Source organism: Bacillus sp. 1735sda2, from assembly GCF_024159245.1.
GTDB lineage: Bacteria > Bacillota > Bacilli > Bacillales > Bacillaceae > Bacillus > Bacillus pumilus_O.
Genome location: NZ_JAMYWZ010000001.1, coordinates 3,815,705 through 3,829,555, shown reverse-complemented (window position 1 = coordinate 3,829,555; position 13,851 = coordinate 3,815,705). Strand labels below are relative to the sequence as shown.

General features: G+C 41.0%; 12 protein-coding genes and 1 riboswitch. Of the genes, 5 read left to right on the top strand and 7 right to left on the bottom strand.

Annotated features, from left to right (window positions below; genetic code table 11):
- Positions 1–5: 5 nt before the first annotated feature.
- From licT to bglH, 3 genes are all read left to right on the top strand, one after another.
- A complete protein-coding gene (gene licT / locus NKR21_RS20040) occupies positions 6–839 on the top strand; it encodes a BglG family transcription antiterminator LicT (RefSeq protein ID WP_012011762.1) in 834 nt (277 codons plus the stop codon).
- A gap of 327 nt (positions 840–1,166) precedes the next feature.
- The gene (locus NKR21_RS20035; RefSeq protein WP_012011761.1) at positions 1,167–3,074 is read left to right on the top strand and encodes a beta-glucoside-specific PTS transporter subunit IIABC; all 1,908 of its coding nucleotides are present in this window, start codon (positions 1,167–1,169) and stop codon (positions 3,072–3,074) included.
- Complete coding sequence (gene bglH, locus NKR21_RS20030) at positions 3,046–4,464, top strand: aryl-phospho-beta-d-glucosidase (protein ID WP_144458125.1); 1,419 nt, start codon at positions 3,046–3,048, stop codon at positions 4,462–4,464. The genes NKR21_RS20035 and bglH overlap by 29 nt, the downstream gene beginning before the upstream one ends.
- A gap of 54 nt (positions 4,465–4,518) precedes the next feature.
- Here bglH and NKR21_RS20025 read toward each other — a convergent pair whose 3' ends face one another.
- The 5 genes from NKR21_RS20025 to NKR21_RS21310 all read right to left on the bottom strand — a co-directional run bounded on the left by NKR21_RS20025 (position 4,519) and on the right by NKR21_RS21310 (position 10,673).
- Positions 4,519–5,643, bottom strand: a complete 1,125-nt coding sequence (locus tag NKR21_RS20025; RefSeq protein WP_144458123.1) for a 5-methyltetrahydropteroyltriglutamate--homocysteine S-methyltransferase — start codon at positions 5,641–5,643, stop codon at positions 4,519–4,521.
- A gap of 87 nt (positions 5,644–5,730) precedes the next feature.
- A riboswitch (SAM riboswitch) is annotated at positions 5,731–5,843 on the bottom strand.
- An 80-nt stretch (positions 5,844–5,923) separates the two neighbouring features.
- Positions 5,924–7,243, bottom strand: coding sequence for a gluconate:H+ symporter (locus tag NKR21_RS20020; RefSeq protein ID WP_144458121.1), 1,320 nt, complete (start codon positions 7,241–7,243; stop codon positions 5,924–5,926).
- A gap of 51 nt (positions 7,244–7,294) precedes the next feature.
- On the bottom strand, positions 7,295–8,716 hold the full coding sequence (locus tag NKR21_RS20015; protein WP_144458119.1) for a four-carbon acid sugar kinase family protein: 1,422 nt from the start codon (positions 8,714–8,716) through the stop codon (positions 7,295–7,297).
- Between the two features lie 7 nt (positions 8,717–8,723).
- Positions 8,724–9,617, bottom strand: a complete 894-nt coding sequence (gene garR / locus NKR21_RS20010; protein WP_012011754.1) for a 2-hydroxy-3-oxopropionate reductase — start codon at positions 9,615–9,617, stop codon at positions 8,724–8,726.
- A gap of 198 nt (positions 9,618–9,815) precedes the next feature.
- Entirely contained in the window at positions 9,816–10,673 is an 858-nt protein-coding gene (locus NKR21_RS21310; protein WP_176372673.1) for a MurR/RpiR family transcriptional regulator, read from the bottom strand.
- A 161-nt stretch (positions 10,674–10,834) separates the two neighbouring features.
- Between NKR21_RS21310 and NKR21_RS20000 the strand changes: the two genes are divergently transcribed.
- Positions 10,835–11,512: a DUF3298 and DUF4163 domain-containing protein gene (locus NKR21_RS20000; protein WP_041816056.1), complete on the top strand. Its 678-nt coding sequence runs from the start codon at positions 10,835–10,837 to the stop codon at positions 11,510–11,512.
- A gap of 85 nt (positions 11,513–11,597) precedes the next feature.
- Here the strand turns inward: NKR21_RS20000 and NKR21_RS19995 are convergent, their stop codons facing one another.
- Complete coding sequence (locus NKR21_RS19995; protein WP_041816054.1) at positions 11,598–11,777, bottom strand: hypothetical protein; 180 nt, start codon at positions 11,775–11,777, stop codon at positions 11,598–11,600.
- Between the two features lie 288 nt (positions 11,778–12,065).
- On the bottom strand, positions 12,066–13,298 hold the full coding sequence (gene pepT, locus NKR21_RS19990) for a peptidase T (protein WP_012011750.1): 1,233 nt from the start codon (positions 13,296–13,298) through the stop codon (positions 12,066–12,068).
- Positions 13,299–13,524: 226 nt separating this feature from the next.
- Here pepT and NKR21_RS19985 point away from each other — a divergent pair, with 226 nt between their 5' ends.
- Positions 13,525–13,848, top strand: a complete 324-nt coding sequence (locus NKR21_RS19985; RefSeq protein ID WP_041816052.1) for a WXG100 family type VII secretion target — start codon at positions 13,525–13,527, stop codon at positions 13,846–13,848.
- Positions 13,849–13,851: the final 3 nt, after the last annotated feature.

Here is a 13,851-nt window from a genome sequence, read left to right as displayed (position 1 = left end):
ATCAATTGATCATTTCGAAAGTAATCAATAATAATGTGGTCAGTGCGTATGATGACGAGCAGCATGAGCTAGTCATTATGGGCAGAGGAATCGCTTTTCAAAAGAAAAGTGGAGATCCGATTGACGAAGAACGTATTGAAAAAGTATTTTCCATTCAAAATAAAGATATATCAGAAAAATTCAAAACCCTGCTTTATGATATTCCAATCGAGTATATGCAAGTGTGTGAGGCGATTATTGATCATGCGAGAACAACCCTTAATAAAAATTTGAATGACAGTATCTATGTGACACTGACAGATCATATCACCTTTGCTATTGAACGTCATCAAAAAGGTATGGACATCAAAAATGCTCTGCTCTGGGAAATTAAGCGGTTGTACAAAGATGAGTTTATGTGTGGTGTAGAAGCGCTTCGGATTATTCAGGACAAGCTCGATATTCATCTTCCTGAGGATGAAGCCGGTTTTATTGCGATGCACATTGTCAATGCAGAACTCAATGAAGAAATGCCGAACGTGATTCAAATTACCAAACTCATTCAAGATATTTTAAATATCGTTAAGTATCACTTTCAAATTGATTTAGACGAGGAATCATTAAACTATTTCCGATTTGTCACGCATTTAAAGTTTTTTGGACAGCGTCTTTTTAACGAAACACAAATGGAAAATCAAAATGAATTTCTGTATGAAGTCGTAAAAGAGAAAAACACTGCAGCTTTCCAATGTGCTGAGAAAATTAACGATTATGTTCAAAAAGAATACAACCGAAGCCTCATAGAAGATGAGATGCTGTATTTAACTTTGCATATCGACAGAGTGATAAAAAGAAAATAAATTTAAAAAGAAAGCGTTGACATCATAAAATTAACATGATACTTTATAACTATAAACAACATAACCCACAATCTTTTAGGATTGTTACTGGTCAAGCAGGCAAAACCTAAATCATTGTCCCTATCTTTGATAAGGCGTGATTTAGGTTTTTTTGTATCCAAAGACTTATAAAAATTAAATAACGATCAATCGCTATGAAGGATTGTTACTGGTTAAGCAGGCAAAACCTAAATATCGATTAATGTCTGAATCGCTATTTTTCGGACATTAATGGATGTTTAGGTTTTTTCTATATCATGATTTAATCAACGATTGGAGGGTAATACAATGAACCACAAACAAACAGCAAAAGAAGTTCTAGAGCTTGTCGGCGGTGAAAAGAATGTTAAGCAGGTCACGCATTGTATGACAAGACTTCGCTTCAACTTATACGATGAAAGCAAAGCGGATAAAGAGAAGCTGCAATCAACAGATGGTGTCATGGGTGTGAATCAAAGCGGAGGTCAATATCATGTCATTATCGGCAATGATGTTTCAAATGTCTATCAAGCGATGATTGCTGACTCAGGCCTATCAACAGATGTAAAGTCAGGCGGTACAGAAGAAGCAACAAAACAAAATGTGATATCTAAGCTTTTCGATTTTATCTCTGGTGTCTTCACACCGATTCTTCCAGCCATTGCGGGAGCCGGGATGATCAAAGGGATCTTGGCACTCATGCTTACGTTCCAGTGGATTTCAGATAAAAGCAGCACATATGCCATTTTAACAGCTATCGGAGACGGAGCCTTTTACTTCTTACCGATTCTGCTTGCTGTAAGCGTAGCCAAAAAAATTGGCACAAATCAGTATATCGCTGCTGCCATTGCAGCAGCCGCACTGCACCCGCAGTTAACGGCTTTACTAGGCGCAGGAAATACAGAATTTCTAGGCTTACCAGTGGTTGCCGTTGTGTACTCTTCATCGGTCATTCCGATTCTACTTACCATCTGGCTCGGCTCATATGTTGAAAAATTCGCAGAAAAGTATAGTCCGAAATCATTAAAGATCATCCTTGTTCCAACGGTTACACTTCTTGTCGTAGTACCAATTATGCTGATCGCGGTAGGACCGCTTGGTGGAATTATCGGAAATGGTCTTTCAGGTGGAATTGATTTATTGTTCAAACATGCAGGCATTTTGGCCGGACTCTTGATCGGCGGCTTCATGTCACCATTGATCATTACGGGTATGCACTATGCACTGCTTCCAATCATGATCAACAACATTACGTTAAACGGTTTTGACTTCATTCTTCCAATGATGTTTGTAGCGAATATGGCACAAGCAGGCGCAGCATTCGGTGTGTTCTTAAGATCAAAAAACAAAACATTCAAATCATTGGCGATGTCTACAAGTATTACTGCATTAATGGGTATTACTGAACCTGCTATGTATGGTGTGAACATGCGATTGAAAAAACCGTTCCTTGCAGCCCTCATTGGTGCAGCAGTAGGCGGCGTGTTCATGTCGATCTTTAAAGTAAAATCATATGTGATATCTGGATCAGCAGGTCTCCCAGGTCTCCCAACATTCATTGGCCCAACATTTGTCTACTCTATCATTGGCTTAGTAATCGCCTTTGTCGTAGCAACGATCATGACACTTGTTCTAGGATTCAAAGATGTACCAGTGAAAGATGATACAAAAGCAGACAAACCAGAAGAAAAGAAAGACACAGTAATACTTCAAAATGAAGTAGTACAAAGTCCACTTGAAGGTCAATTAAAGCCGCTAAATCAAGTAAATGATGCAACATTCTCTAATGAAATCATGGGGAAAGGTACAGCCATTGTCCCAGCAATTGGACGTGTAGTAGCACCATTCAATGGCAAGGTTGAAACCATTTTTCAAACGAAACATGCCATTGGCTTAAAGAGTGACCAAGGCACTGAGCTTCTCATTCATGTTGGAATAGATACGGTGAAGCTCGGCGGAAAACATTTCACAAGTCATGTAGAGTCAGGTGATTTTGTACAAGCAGGAGATGTACTCGTTGAATTTGATATCGAGGGCATTCAACAAGAAGGCTATGATGTCACCACACCAATTATTGTGACCAACACAAACGATTTTGCACAAGTTGATGCGAAAACAGAAGGCACGATTTCAGTACAAGAGACACTGCTCACAGTCAGTGTAGAAGAAAATGAGGAGGGCATTCAACATGAACAAGTTAGAAAAAACATTTCCTAAAGGTTTCTTATGGGGCGGCGCTGTTGCGGGCAACCAAATTGAAGGTGCTTATAATAAAGATGGAAAAGGCTTATCGACAGCAGATGTATCACCGCACGGGATTATGCATCCATTCGATGAATCAATGAAAGACTTAAACTTATATCATGATGCAATTGACTTCTATCATCGCTATAAAGAAGATATTGCACTCTTTGCAGAAATGGGATTCAAATGCTTCAGACTCTCTATTTCTTGGCCACGTATTTTCCCAAATGGCGACGATGCAGAACCAAATGAAGCTGGCCTTGCTTTTTATGACAAAGTATTCGATGAACTGCTTAAGCATGGAATTGAACCAGTTGTCACAATTTCTCATTATGAAATGCCGCTTGCACTTGTGAAAAACTACGGCGGTTGGAGAAACCGTAAGCTTGTCGATCTTTATGAAACATACGCGAAAACGTTGTTTACTCGCTATAAAGACAAAGTGAAATATTGGATGACCTTTAATGAAATCAATGTCGTGTTACATGCGCCTTTCACTGGCGGCGGACTTGTATTTGAAGAGGGTGATGACGAGAAAAGCATTCAATATCAAGCAGCGCATCACCAATTTGTTGCAAGTGCTTTAGCTGTCAAAGCAGGCCACGAAATCATTCCTGATGCGAAAATCGGCTGTATGATTGCAGCGATGACAACTTATCCGTACAGCTCAAGACCAGAAGATATGTTTGCTGCAATGGATCAGGATCGTAAAACATTGTTCTTCTCAGATGTACAGGCAAGAGGCTACTATCCAGGTTACATGAAACGATACTTCCAAGAAAATGGAATTCATATTGAGATCCAAGATGGTGATGAAGACATCCTAAGAAACCATACAGTAGACTATATTGGCTTCAGCTATTACATGAGCTTTGTGACAAGTACAGATCCAGAGGTTCTTGGACAAGTCACTGGTGGTAACCTATTTGAAGGCGTGAAAAACCCTTATCTAGAAGCAAGTGATTGGGGATGGCAAATTGATCCAAAAGGACTTCGTACAACACTAAACCAACTATATGACCGCTACCAAAAACCATTGTTTATCGTAGAAAATGGACTGGGAGCTGTCGATCAAGTAGAAGAAGACGGATCCATTCAAGACGATTACCGAATTGATTACCTCAGAAGCCATTTGCTAGAGGCGAGAGAAGCCATTGCAGACGGAGTAGACTTGATGGGTTATACAAGCTGGGGGCCAATTGACCTTGTTAGCGCATCAACAGCTGAAATGAAAAAGCGCTACGGCTTCATTTATGTCGATCGTGATAACGAAGGAAAAGGTACATTAGATAGAAAGAAAAAGAAAAGCTTCGATTGGTATAAACAAGTGATTGCGACAAATGGCGATCATTTAGATGCATAAAAGAAAAAAGACAAACCGTTCATACTGCGGTTTGTCTTTTTTTCGTCATTTGGACTATGAAGTCCACACTTGATCCGCAATCTCAATCACATGACGAAGCTTTTCCCATTGCTGCTCTTCTGTTAACAGATTGCCTTCCTCTGTTGAGGCGAACCCGCACTGTGGACTCAAGCAAATCTGGTTAATATCGACGTATTGAGCTGCTTCCTCGATTCTTTTTTGAATCTGTTCAGCCGGCTCAAGCTCACCGTATTTTGAAGTGACAAGGCCTAGTACGATTTGGAGGCTTGGGTTCTTTACATAGCGAAGGGGTTCAAAACCGCCAGACCGATCGTCGTCGAATTCTAAAAAGAGACCATCTAGATCTAAGCCGGCAAAAATCGTCTCTGCCGCTGCTTCATAACCGCCTTCAGCTGCCCATGTCGATTTAAAGTTCCCACGGCAAATGTGCATAGTGATCACCAAGTCCTCTGGACGATCGGCAACTGCTTCATTGATTGTTTTCGCAAAAGACTCACGCAGTTCATCCTCTTCTCGGCCAAAGGCTTTGATTTGTTCATGCCCTTTTTCAGAAAAGAACACGGCCCATGCTGTATCATCCAGCTGTAGATAACGACAGCCTGCATCATAAAAGGCACGGATGGCTTTCTTATATGCCTGTGCCACATCATGGTGGAATGCCTCTAGGCTGTCGTATACTCCTTCTTCAAGCTTTCCACGGAAAAAGAGCATATTTGGACTTGGAATCGTCATTTTAGCGGTATGATCACCAGCGATGCTGTGAAGGAATCGATAATCTTCCAGCATTGGATGATCTGTAAAATCGATCTTGCCCGTTACTTTGATTCCTCGCGCCTTTGTCGTCGTATTGTGGAATTGAATACCTTGATCTGCTTCAAATCCTTCAACTCCATCGAGTCCCTCAAGAAAGTCAAAATGCCACCAAGCACGTCTGAACTCTCCATCTGTGACAACCTCTAATCCAATTTCCTTTTGTTTCTCCACAATACGAGTGATTTCTTCGTTTTCAATTTGTCGGAGTTGCTCTGCTGTCAGTGTACCGTCTGCCTTTTGCTTGCGTGCTTCCTTGATACGTTCTGAACGAAGTAAACTGCCTACTTGATCTGCGCGGAATGGCGGTTTCGTTGTTTTTTTTCCAATGGTTTGTACTTGTGTCATGTTGAATCCCTTCTTTCTACAGGTTAAAAATCAAATAAAAAAGCTCTCCCTTGGATAAGGAAGAGCATCATATACTGAGAGAACTCTGCCTTATCTTCAAACAAGCATCTGCTTGCTTAAGGAATTAGCACCATTCTGTTCCGAGGAACAGCGGTTGCCGGGTTTCACAGGGCCAGTCCCTCCACCACTCTTAATAAGGTTACCTTTGATTCAATTTTCTTAATAAACATAATTATTCAACTTTTACGAGAGAAAGTCAATGGTTTTTACAGTTAATTTTCTATATGAACAAATCAGCGACGAGAACCCCCGCTAGTCCGACAAGTGAAAGAACGGTCACCATCAATGTCCACGTTTTAAAGGTTTGGGCCATGGACAGGTTAAAGTATTCTTTATAAATCCAGAAACCCGCATCATTCACGTGAGAGAACGTAATGCTGCCGGCACCTGTTGCGATCACCATTAACTCTGGGCTCACACCTGTGAGTCCAATCAAAGGAGCAGAAATGCCAGCCGCTGTGAGTCCGGCGACAGTGGCTGACCCTAAAGATACACGAAGGACTGCAGCAATCAACCAGGTGAGAAGCAGTGGCGAAAGTGTGCTTCCTTGCATGATTCCTGCAATGTATTGATCAACACCGCTATCAATGAGCACCTGTTTAAAGGCGCCGCCACCTGCAATAATTAATAAAATCATCGCAATAGAACCGATAGAATCTGTGATTGATTCCATCACATCCTGCATGCTCTTTCCTCTGCCAAGTCCAAACGTGTAGATAGCAAGAAGGACGGAGATTAACAGTGCAATTGCCGGCTCGCCTAAAAACTCAGCGGTTGGCAGTAATGGGGAGGACGGGAAGAAAATTTCTAAAACTGCTCTGAATGTCATGAGTAATACAGGCAAAATAGCGGTGAAAATGCTGATGCCGAAGCTTGGCATTTCTTCTTCTGTAAATTCCTTTGGATTAAATAAGTTCATTGGAATATGTGCGTGTAACTGATCTTTTTTAAATAATTTCGTAAAGAGAAGTCCGCCTACTAAAACAGCAGGAATCGCTAAAATAATCCCAACTAATAAGGTTTGTCCCATGTTTGCTTGAAAGACATTTGCAATGGCAGTCGGCCCTGGGTGAGGAGGGAGGAAGCCATGTGTGGTGATGAGTGCAGCGACGAGCGGCATACCCACATAAAGCACAGGAAGTCTTGCAGCTTGAGCGATCGTAAAGACTAGTGGAATTAAGATAATGAATCCGGTTTCATAAAATAGAGCAATTCCGATCACAAACCCAGTCAGCATCGTTGCCCATTGAATCTTTCCAATACCGAATCGATCAATGAGTGTCATCGCAATGCGCTGAGCTCCGCCAGAATCAGCCATCAATTTACCAAGCATCGCACCAAAACCGAGAACGAGTGCGAGATGACCGAGCGTACTGCCGAGTCCTTTTTCGACGGAAGCAATCGCTTCAAGTGGTGACATTCCTTCTAAGACAGCGACAATTAAAGAAACAATAATCAAAGATATGAAAGCGTTTAACTTAAAGACAACCATAAGTAAAAGCAATAATAAAACGCCAAGTCCGATAAACACTAACGACATGGTCTTTCCTCCTTTGTGGTGCATAAAGGAGTGTATAAACACCCCTATGCTTTATCCTTCAAGTATGTCTACAGCTTCTTTTAACGTATTCCTTGAACCAACATTTCCCGGGAAAATCACATAAGACATGAAAGGGAATTTACTATCTTCACCTGTTTGCCAAACGGGAATGCCTGGTTTGATCTGCCCTGCTACGGTTGCGCGTTTCACGTGAAGTCCTCTAGTTCCAATATCACTGGAGGTAATGCCACCTTTGGCAATGAGATACTTAGGGCGAATTGTAAGACGCTGGACAATGCTTGTCACAGCATCACTAATTTTTACAGAAAGCTTTAATTCTTCCTCCTGTCGATCATCCCCAAGATCAAGCCGTTCTCTTCTTGTATAAACAGCCACAGATTGACCAGATACTAATAATTCTTCAGTTTGCTGAATCACACGGTCAATTTCTTGTTGAAATGCTTCAGGCTTCAGCACGAGGTGTGTATTGAATTCGATAAAAGCTACCTCTTTATTTTGTTGAAGCGCTTTTAATTGATCTGTTGTCTTCTTCACATGAGAACCAATCATAATGAGACCACCGTGTGGGCTTTGTTCTTGTATCAAGTCATGTCTTGTTAATAAGGCACGATCCTCTATACCGCCAAGAACTTTTGTAAGTGCCGCTGCACTTCTGAACATAAGTTGCTTTCCTGCTTGAATGGCTTCTATGAGAGCAGTGACAAAGACTTTGACATCGTCATAGTCCACAGCGTTTACAACCACTTTTTTAAAATCAGTCACACTCAAGAGCTGATTTTTTATTTGATTCATTCGTAAAGCCCGTAGATCATCTAACGAAATGTAAGTGGTGTTCTCTTTCGTGAAAGATCCGTCTGACTTTTCTTCAATCCATTCTCCGAGATGAGATGACTGAAAGCCGAATGTGCGATCTTGTGCAAATTCTGTGTTACCAGCAGGAATTAATTCTTGTCCTTCTTGGACGTAATGAATATTGTTGATCGTCAAGCGTCCACCTTCTTGGAAAAAAGGAAGAAGGATTTCTCCATCGAATTGGCGGGAGCTTTGCTGTTCAATCGTGGTTCTGAGTACTTCTGTTTCCAGCGGGAAGTGTCCACGAAGAGTGGAATCTCCTCGGCTGACAATGATGAAATCCTGATCAATCCGTTCCGCTACCTTTACAATTGTTGAAGCGATTGTTTCGTGTACAGCGATCGTTTCCTTCTCAGTCATACTGCGAGAATTGGTCAAAATAAAAAACATGCGGCTGTCTTCAAGAAAACCAGCTTCGATGCTTTCTTCTGACCAATCTGTGAAAACAGAGACGCCATGTACAGTTTGAATCCCTGTTGGATCATCATCTAATACAATGACTTTATGATGAAAGCTGTTCAGTGCTTGTTCGTATGCTGCTTGAATGATTTTTGAATCCGCTTTCGGAAGAGCATTCAGTATGTCAGTGCTTTTCTTCATGACCATCTCATCCTTTCTTCACTTCGACATGAGCCATTTTTTCGTAATATTGAACGATGCCGCCATGGTCAAGCCCAGATTTTCCGTCGGCTTTGAGCGCGTGGAAGATTTCGAGCAGCTGACTAGAAAGAGGGAGAGGAACGCCGATATCGTGAGCCGTTTCCATCACATTGGTTAAATCCTTTAAGTTAATGTCGATACGTCCGCCTGGTTCAAAGTTACGTTCTAAGATGAGAGGGACTTTTGCATCAAGAACGGCACTTCCTGCCAGCCCACCGCGAATGGCTTCATACATTTTGTCAATGGCAATGCCCGATTTAGCAGCAAGAACGAGCGCCTCGGACATAGCGGCAATATTTAAGTTGACGATGATTTGATTGGCGAGCTTCGCTGTTGTTCCGCTCCCATTTGTGCCAACTAATACAACCTCTGTGCCCATCGCAAGCAGGACATCCTTCACTTGCTCAAAGATGGCTTCTTCGCCGCCAGCCATGATGGCAAGTGTTCCGTCTATTGCCTTCGGTTCTCCGCCGCTGACAGGTGCGTCGATAAATTCCACCTGATGCTGTTTTGTAAGAGCAGCTAAAGCTCTAGAAGTAACAGGGGAAATTGAGCTCATATCTACGACAATCGTTCCAGGTTTAGCTGTAGTTAAAATGCCATGATCACCTGAAACAACAGCCTCTACGTGCTCTCCTTTAGGAAGCATTGTGATAATGATATCGCTTTCAGAAGCGGCATCAGCTGCTGAAACAGCACCTTTTGCTCCGGCTTTTTGTAACGCTTGAATCGCTTCCTCATTTAGATCGAAAACAGTCACAGTATGACCGGCTTTTAATAGATTAAGTGCCATAGGCTTTCCCATAATACCTAATCCAATGAATCCAAGTTTCTTTGTCACATTGAACGCCTCCTATATAGAAAACCCTTACAAAGAGCGCTTTCTTTTTCGTTTGTTAGTATATATACTATCCTATTTATTTGATAGTAGGAAATAAACTATTGTTCATTTAATGTACATGACGTGATAGGAACGTGTCAACGGAAAATATGAGAAAAGTCACAAAAAAAGACCGGAATCAGCTCCGGCCTTTTGCGTTCATGTTTTATTTTTAGCTACGGCTAATCGAGATCTTTTCACATTTTCAATGGCATTTGATCCTAATTCTAAAACAGCGGCAACGTATAGTACATCGATGATCACAAGCTGGTTAATACGGGAGATCATGGAGTCAGATCGATAGGTTGTCTCCCTAGAAGAACTGAGCAGATGAAAGTCAGATCGCTTTGCGAGTTCTGATTTCGGATAGCTGGTGATAGAGGCAATTTTTGCTCCCTTTTCTTTAGCAAATTGCACGGCATCGAGAATTTCTCTACTCTCTCCTGAATGGGAGATCGCAACGATAAAATCGTGTTCCGTGGCGTGAGTTGCAATCATGTTCATCATATGCGGATCACTGCATAGACTTACTTCAAAACCAAGCTGGAGGAACTTATGATAAGCATCCCCGGCAATAAAGCTGGACGCACCGGCTCCAAAAAAGACGGTTTTATGTGCCTGTTTCATTTGTTCAATAAATTGCGTGACGGCATGGTCTTCTACTATATGTTTCATATCTTGAATAGAGTTTGTTGTTAACTCTATGACCTTATGTTTAATGTCAGCTACACTATCGGATGCCTCGATTTCACCGTATATGGATTGGGGTGTATTGGTTGCTATATCCTGTGCGACATGGACACGAAACACTTGGTATGATTCATAACCAATTTTCCGTAGAAACCGAAAGATCGTCGTTTCACTTGTATTGCATTCAGAAGCGAGTGCACTAATGGAATGAAGCACAACCTTCTGAGGGTTTTCTAAAATGTAATTGGCAATCTTTTTCTGGGTCGGAGACAAACTATGAAACGTCGTCCGAATGTGACTAAAAATATTCTCTTCTATGATAAACACCACACTTCATCTAGCATTCTACATTAAGCATACAGGAACTTATGAAAACGGTAAACAAACCCGAAGTGGGAAAATGAAGAATAATATGGAAATACTGCTTCTTTTGGTTCTTTTGTCATGGTATACTCAATTGGTAATAGACAAAAATGGGGGTTTTTACTATGACAATGAAAAAAGGCCTAACAATCAGTCTGCTCATTTTTTCACTGATTGTTTCGTTGTTTGCGCCAGTTGGATCTGCGGATGCCAAACAAGCAAAAAAAGCGAAAGTAAGCACACACTATTATAAAAAGAAAAAAACGTTTAAATATGCACAAGTGAAAAACCTAAGTAAGGCGCATATGAAAACCATCAATCGTGATTTAAAAGAAGACATCGCGTTCTCTTATTCTACTTACTTATACTTAAAGGACGAAGCGAAAAAGGATGGTTTTGGGAAGATCACGTACGAAAGATCGTTTAAAACAAAATTTAACAATGGGAAGAAACTCAGTATCTTAAACTATGACTACATGAATGATGGTGGAATGCACGGCGATACGATGGTTTCCAGCATGAACTATGTGCTAACGAAGAAAAAGACAAAGCAAGTGTTCTTGACAGACGTTGTGAAAACAAAGAAAAAGCGTACGAAAGTAAGAGATTATATTTATAACTACACAAAGAAACATAAAAGCAAATTCTATGCGAACCTGAAAAAAAGAGACATTGAAATCAACTACAACACGCAGTATTACTTCACGAAAAAGGGAATTGCTGTTGTCTTCCAGCCATATGAGATTTCACCTTACTATGTAGGGATACCGGTGATTCAAGTTCCTGCGAAAGTATATAAATAAAAAGAAAAACGACCACTGTATTTGGTCGTTTTTTTTGCTATTTACTCAATGAAAAAGAGCCCCTGATGAGGCTCTTTTTTTAGATTTATACTTGTTTAGGTGCCTCGTTTAGTGGGTGACGGCGTTTTCCGTTGTAGTGGCGGCGCATACGAAAGATTTCAAACTCCGAAAGCTCTGCGCTTTTTCGTTTTGGTGTGCGGTTATCTTTTTTGAAAGAGAATAGTAAGTAGCAGCAAAGTGAAGCGATAATCAATAAAATCATCATATGACATTCCTCCAATTCATCCTATTCTTTAAGTGTAGACAGGGTGAGTGTTGTTTATAACTGAAAATAAGCAGCAGAATCGGTTTAGTTCTTAAGATTTAGACGATATGCTAATTTAGGTCTAAAATACTGGTTGTTTTTAACTATTATATTTCCAGTTATTGCACTCGTCAAGAAGAATTTTTCTGGGGTTGTCTCTATTAGTACGAATAAGTGTCATAAAAGTTTCAGAAAATTGTAAACTTTTATTAAAAAACCGTTCCCGAACAGGAACGGTTGTAAACATATCTATGCTTTTTCTTCAAATAAACGGGCAATTTCTACGATAACTTCTGTTGCTTTCACCATGTTCTCGACAGAAATAAATTCATATTTACCGTGGAAGTTTTCCCCGCCAGTAAAGATGTTTGGCGTTGGAAGACCTTTATATGAAAGCTGGGAGCCATCTGTACCGCCGCGGATTGGTTCGATCACAGGTGTCACTGAGCGGTTTTCCATTGCTTCATGGGCAATATCCACAATGTGTTTCACCGGCTCAATTTTTTCTCTCATATTATAATATTGATCTTGAATTTTGAGATTGATGCTGTTTTCTCCGTAAATGGCTTTTAAGTCACTTGCTATTTTTTCAAATAGTGCTTTGCGATCGTTAAATTTGTCTTTATCAAAATCACGAATAATATATTGAAGCTCTGCTTCTTCGACTTCTCCTACAAACTTCGTGAGATGGAAAAACCCTTCATAGCCTTCTGTGTATTCCGGTGATTCATCAGATGGTAGCTTGTTGTGGAAGAGCATCCCAATCTTCGCAGCGCTGACCATTTTGTCTTTTGCTGTCCCAGGGTGGACATTGTTTCCTTTAATTGATACTTTCGCACCTGCTGCGTTAAAGCTTTCATATTGCAGCTCCCCGAGTGGTCCTCCGTCAATTGTATACGCATAGGAAGCGCCAAAGGCTTCCACATCAAATTTGTGCGGCCCTCTGCCAATCTCTTCATCTGGTGTAAAGGCGACGCGAATTTTGCCATGCTTGATTTCTGGATGCTCAATTAAGTAATGCATAGCGGTCATAATTTCTGCGATACCTGCTTTGTTATCCGCACCAAGTAAGGTTGTGCCATCTGTTGTGATTAGCGTATGTCCTTGATACTTTTGTAAATTTGGAAACTGTGTTGGAGATAAAACGATATGTAAATCTTCATTTAAGGTGATGTCGCCGCCTTGATAGTTTTCATGAAGCTGCGGTTTTACATTTTTTCCGGTGAAGTCAGTCGCTGTGTCGATGTGAGCCAGGAAGCCAATAGTCGGCACGTCTTTGTCTGTGTTAGACGGGATCGTCCCCATGACATATCCGTTTTCATCCATTGTTACTTCTTGAATCCCGATGGATTTCATTTCTTCAACTAGTTGTCTAGCTAAGTTCAACTGTCCTTCAGTTGATGGGCAACTTTCCTTATCTGCATCCGACTGTGTATCTACCTTCACATAACTTGTGAATCGCTGAATCATTTCTTCTTTCATGTATACGTCACTCCTTTTGTAGAATACGTTCATTTTATCACGTCTTGAATGCGCTTCATAACAAGAAAGGCTTTCTCTGGCAATTAGAGAGGAAAAAGACCTACTTTCATTTTATGATGTGTTGAATGGTTCTTTAGGGTGATTTTTTTGGGTGTCTTTTTATTTATAATGAGGACATATAAAATCATCCATTTGTACGTTAAATTGGGAGAAAGGGGTGCGAAAGTTGGATTCTAGTCAAACGCTGGCACTCGCTCAAAAGTTTCAGGAAGCAGCTGAGGAGATTCGGCAGTCAAAGCAGTTGCTGGAGAATCGGCTCAAGGCAGTAGGATCAGGCTGGCAAGGAGAAGCAAGGAATAAATTTGATCAAAGCTTTGAAGAAACAACAGCACGCTATGATCAATTTGAAAAGGACTTGCTTGAAACAAGTCAGGAACTGCGCGATGCAGCGGTCAAAATCGAGGAACGGAAAGCTGAAATAGCCAGAATGGAAGAGCTTGAGCGAAAGAGACGAGAAGAACGGAGAGAAAGAAACCGAGAAGGGAGATGATGT